Below are 4,720 nucleotides of genomic sequence, written 5' to 3'. Positions count from 1 at the left end.
AAAATATTCTGTGATTTTAGATACCATTGTATATGTAGGAGATATAGTTAATTTAGATTAAAAGTTATACCAGAAAATTCATATCCCCGACTTCTACAAGAAGTCAGGGATCTTGCTAATTAGCTATTCTGCGTCCTCTAGTTCTCCATTATCACCAGTATCGGGGGGAACAATCGCAACTCCGGTAATGGCATCATCTTCATCTAAACGTTGCACTTTAACTCCAGTGGCTGACCTTGACTGAATAGAAATTGCATTCACCGCTTGACGTATAATAATACCCCGATTGGTGGCCATCATGATTTCGTCGTCGCTGTTGACAATTCTTAAAGTGGCTAGTTTGTCTTTGGTTTTGCGGGTCTTAAATTTGGTGGCCATTAAACCTTGACCAGCCCGGTTTTGCAGTCGGAATTGAGAAACAGGCACACGCTTACCATAACCGCCTACGGTAATGACTAGCACCCATGGTCCGGTACTATTGCTGTTACTGGTTTCTGCGGTTTCTTCGGTATTTTCAGTTTCAGCAATTTCTAAGGTTTCTTCTATTTCTGCTGTTTCTTCTATTTCCCCTTCTGTGCTAGTATCTAAGGTGTCGAGAATGGCCGCAGGTAGGATATCCATACCTATGAGTTCGTCTTTATCCTTGAGTTTCATGGATTTTACACCACGAGTGGCTCTTCCTAGAGGACGCAGTTGGTCATGAGTACAGCGGAAGTGAATGGCCATACCTTGACGTGAACCGATTATTATACTGTCTTCTACTCTGGCTCTTCTCACCCAGCGTAGTTGGTCACCTTCTTCTAAGGATATGGCAATTAGTCCGTTGGCGCGAATGTGGCTAAATGCTTCTAAGACGGTTTTTTTGATGTTACCGCCTTTGGTGAGCATCACCAGATATTCTTCGCTGCTAAATTCGTCTACGGGGACAATAGACGTAATTTTCTCTTCCTTGGGAATGGGTAACATTTGGACTATGGGTGTCCCTCGACTGGTGCGCGAACCTACAGGTATTTGATAGGCTTTGAGTGAGTAGACAACTCCGCGATCGCTAAAGAATAAGATGCTATCATGATCACAGCAAGTTAAAAAATGCTCGATGGTATCATCATCTTTAACTTTAGCACCAGCCTTACCCCTAGTAGCGCGGTTTTGAGATTCAAAGGTGTTGACGGGCATCCGTTTGATGTAACCTTGTTCTGTCACCAGAATCACTGCTTTTTCGTTAGCAATTAGGTCAATGTCATCTATATCTCCTTCTCCATGGGTGATAACCGTGCGCCGGGGTGTAGCAAAGCTGGCTTTAATTTGGGCGATTTCCGTTTCGATGATTTCTAAAACCCGTTCCCGTCTGGCTAAAATATCCTGTAAGTCGGTGATTTTCACTTGTAATTCTTCGTGTTCCAGGCGAATTTTATCCGCTTCTAGCGCCGTTAACCGTCGCAACTGCATTTGTAAAATTGCGTCTGCTTGCACTTCGGAAAGTCCGTAATTGGTAATTAACTCTCCTTTGGCTGTGGGTGCGTCCGGTGCATGACGAATTAAAACAATAATTGCATCTAATTGTGACAGAGCAATTAGTAATCCCTGCAACAAGTGATCTCTTTCTTCTGCTTTCCGTAATTCGTAGCGGGTACGGCGTTCTATGGACAAAATGCGGAAGTCTAGGAAAACGCTGAGAAATCCTTTTAGGCTAAGGGTTTGAGGTTCGCTATTGACTAATGCCAACATATTCGCCCCAAAGTTAGCCTGTAGGGGAGTTTGCTTATAAAGATTGTTTAAAACGACACGGGGATAGGCATCACGTTTTAATTCGATGACAATTCTCATGCCGTCTCGATCGCTTTCATCACGGATATCTGCAATACCTTCGATTTTCTTATCATTCACCAATTCGGCAATTTTTTCGATTAATGCGGCTTTATTGGTTTGATAAGGTAATTCGGTAATGATAATTGCTTCCCGGTCTGGACGGTTGCGTTGTTCAATGGTTTCAATATTAGCTACACCCCGCATGGTGATTGAACCGCGACCTGTGGTATAAGCGTCTTTAATGCCACTTGTTCCTAATATCTGCGCCCCGGTGGGAAAATCGGGACCGTGAATATACTGCATTAATTGTATGTCAGTAATTTCAGGATTGTGAATTAATGCTACTAATCCATCAATCAATTCTCCCAAATTATGCGGAGGAATATTTGTCGCCATTCCCACTGCAATTCCCGAAGAACCATTTAACAGGAGTTGGGGAATGCGGGAGGGTAAAACCGTTGGTTCTTGTTGAGAACCGTCGAAGTTATCAGCAAAATCTACGGTTTCAGCTTCAATATCTTGCAGAAGAGCGACACTTGTTAATGCGTGCAATCGGCATTCTGTGTACCGCATAGCCGCCGGTGGATCATTATCTACCGAACCAAAGTTACCATGACCATTGATTAGGGGCGATCGCATGGAAAAATCCTGTGCCATCCGCACCAAAGCGTCATAAACCGCAGTGTCACCATGGGGGTGATATTTACCCAATACTTCCCCTACGACACGGGCGCATTTTCTAAAGGGGCGATCATGTAGTAAACCTAATTCGTGCATAGCATACAGGATGCGACGATGCACAGGTTTGAGACCATCCCTAGCATCTGGTAACGCCCGACCCACAATGACGCTCATAGCGTATTCTAGATAAGACCGCGACATTTCATTTCGCAAATCTGTCGGGATAATCCTCTCCTGTGAGGTTGTCATAGACTCCAAAACTCCAAAAAATGTAAATTTTAGCTTTCAACTTGACAAAATACAAAATTATGTCAAATAAACTTTGAATAGTTGTCATATTTTGCTATAATTCTAACACATTGTCAGACAATTTGCACAAATACTATCTAATCGGCCAAAATAGTCAATCAAAACCAGAAAATGAAAGTTGATTTTGTGTTTATTAAGTAATATTAGATCATCTAAAATTCAAGACAATAAAGCCATTAAATCAGCCAGAGAATTAAACAATAGAAATCAATAAGAAATTGAGACAATTTTAATTTATAATTTATAAATTAACGAGAATGAATAAGCAGGGAATAAAAGCCATATTTGGATTAAGTCAGTTTTAAAAAACTATACAGCAGTTCCCGGTATTATTAAGTACAGATATTAATGTTAAAACTCTTGTGGTGCCGGCATACTATGGCTAACGCCACGCTACGCGAACGGCAAGCTCAGTACAAGTCTTGCCTGCACAGGGTGTACCTCACTCAAGCTGAACTTGCTGTTTATTAATTATTTGATGATAGTTCTTCCTCGTCTGTTTTATGATAACAAATTTTAAATCAATTGTCAACCCCTAAATCTTCTTTTTTCCCGCGACTTGATTGAGAAAATCAGACATTATGTGATTTAGGGTGCGTTAGACAAAGCTGAACGCACCCTACCATTAGGAAGGAGGATAACCAGCAGCAATTAAAGCTTCTTTGATAGCAGTTTCCGAAGCTTGAGTATCTACATTGACAAGTTTTGTTTGGGGGTTAGCTTCCACAATAGCATTAACATCAACGATTTTAACAGCATTAGTGATTTTATTAGCACAAACAGAACAAGACATTCCCGGAACAGTAAGTTGAATAGTCATAAACAAAAAAGAGGTGAAAACTCAATTACAAATAAGACAATGTTTGCAAAAACAAAAATATTATATCCTAAATCCTCCAGATTAATTAGTTAAAATAGAACATATTTGAGAACAAACTCAAGAAAATTGTGGTTTGGGTTAAATGAAAATGCAACAAAAGTTTTAACCCTGAATTAATTTTTGAAAATCTGGCTCATTTTTCAGAGCATCAAAATCAATATCATTTCCAGCGTCTTCCCGATAATTAGGATTAAAATCAATGGCTTTTTGTAGATTTTCTAAAGCTAATTTAACTTGTCTTTGTAGTGCATAACAAGTAGCTTTGTGATAATATACAATATGATAATCAGGTTTAATTTCTAGGGCTTTATCAAAACTGATAATTGCTTGATCATCTTCTCCCAATCTAACTAAAGTATAACCGCGTTTATGCCAAACTTTAGGGGAATTAGGTTGAAATTCTAAAGCCTTATCAAAAGAAGTAATTGCGTCTTCATAGCGTTCTAACTCTACCAAAGATAAACCACGATTTACCCAAGCAACTCCATCATCAGGTTTAATTTGAATAGCTTTATCAAAACAGTTAAAAGCTTCTTGATGTTTTCCTAATTTTCCACAGGATACACCAATATCACACCAAGCTTGATGATATTCGGGATTAATTTTAATAGCTTGATTATAGGACATAATAGCATCTTTATAGCGGTTTAATCTATTGAATAGAATACCACGTTTGAGCCAGTTTTCTGGATTTTCAGGTTGAATTTTAATGATTTGTTCATAAATAGCTAAAGCATCTTGATGACGTTTTTCTAAAAATAGCTTTTCTGCTTCTTTTAGATAATCATTAAGAGATGTTTCTGGTTGTAATGTTTCTGGTGCTTTTTCTATGACTGGGGGAGGTGTAATTTCCGCTAGTTCTTTGAGAATTATATCTTTACGTTGTTGAGCATCAATTTCTAATTTTTGCAGATTTTCTAAAGTAACAATTTGCTGTTTTTGGACATCATTTTGTAAATCTGAAAACTGAGATGTAAATTCTTCTCCAGATTTTTCTAAATCCTCTATAATTTGCTGTTGTCGTTGAATAGCTGTATTTTC

3 protein-coding genes are annotated in these 4,720 nt (G+C 38.9%); all 3 read right to left on the bottom strand.

Features of this window, described 5'->3' with window-relative positions; genetic code table 11:
- Nucleotides 1–123: 123 nt before the first annotated feature.
- Nucleotides 124–2,739 (bottom strand): DNA gyrase subunit A, encoded by a 2,616-nt coding sequence (gyrA, locus tag ACIR131C_RS0114145; protein WP_028090727.1) that lies wholly within the window; start codon nt 2,737–2,739, stop codon nt 124–126.
- Nucleotides 2,740–3,424: 685 nt separating this feature from the next.
- Nucleotides 3,425–3,619, bottom strand: coding sequence for a heavy-metal-associated domain-containing protein (locus ACIR131C_RS0114140; protein WP_028083656.1), 195 nt, complete (start codon nt 3,617–3,619; stop codon nt 3,425–3,427).
- A 162-nt stretch (nt 3,620–3,781) separates the two neighbouring features.
- The coding region (locus tag ACIR131C_RS22765; protein ID WP_155963122.1) for a tetratricopeptide repeat protein at nt 3,782–4,720 on the bottom strand (939 nt) is incomplete at its 5' end.

The sequence above is a fragment of the Dolichospermum circinale AWQC131C genome, assembly GCF_000426905.1.
Classification (GTDB): domain Bacteria; phylum Cyanobacteriota; class Cyanobacteriia; order Cyanobacteriales; family Nostocaceae; genus Dolichospermum; species Dolichospermum circinale.
The sequence above is the reverse complement of the archived record's forward strand: the minus strand, read 5'-3'. Positions and strand labels throughout refer to the sequence as shown.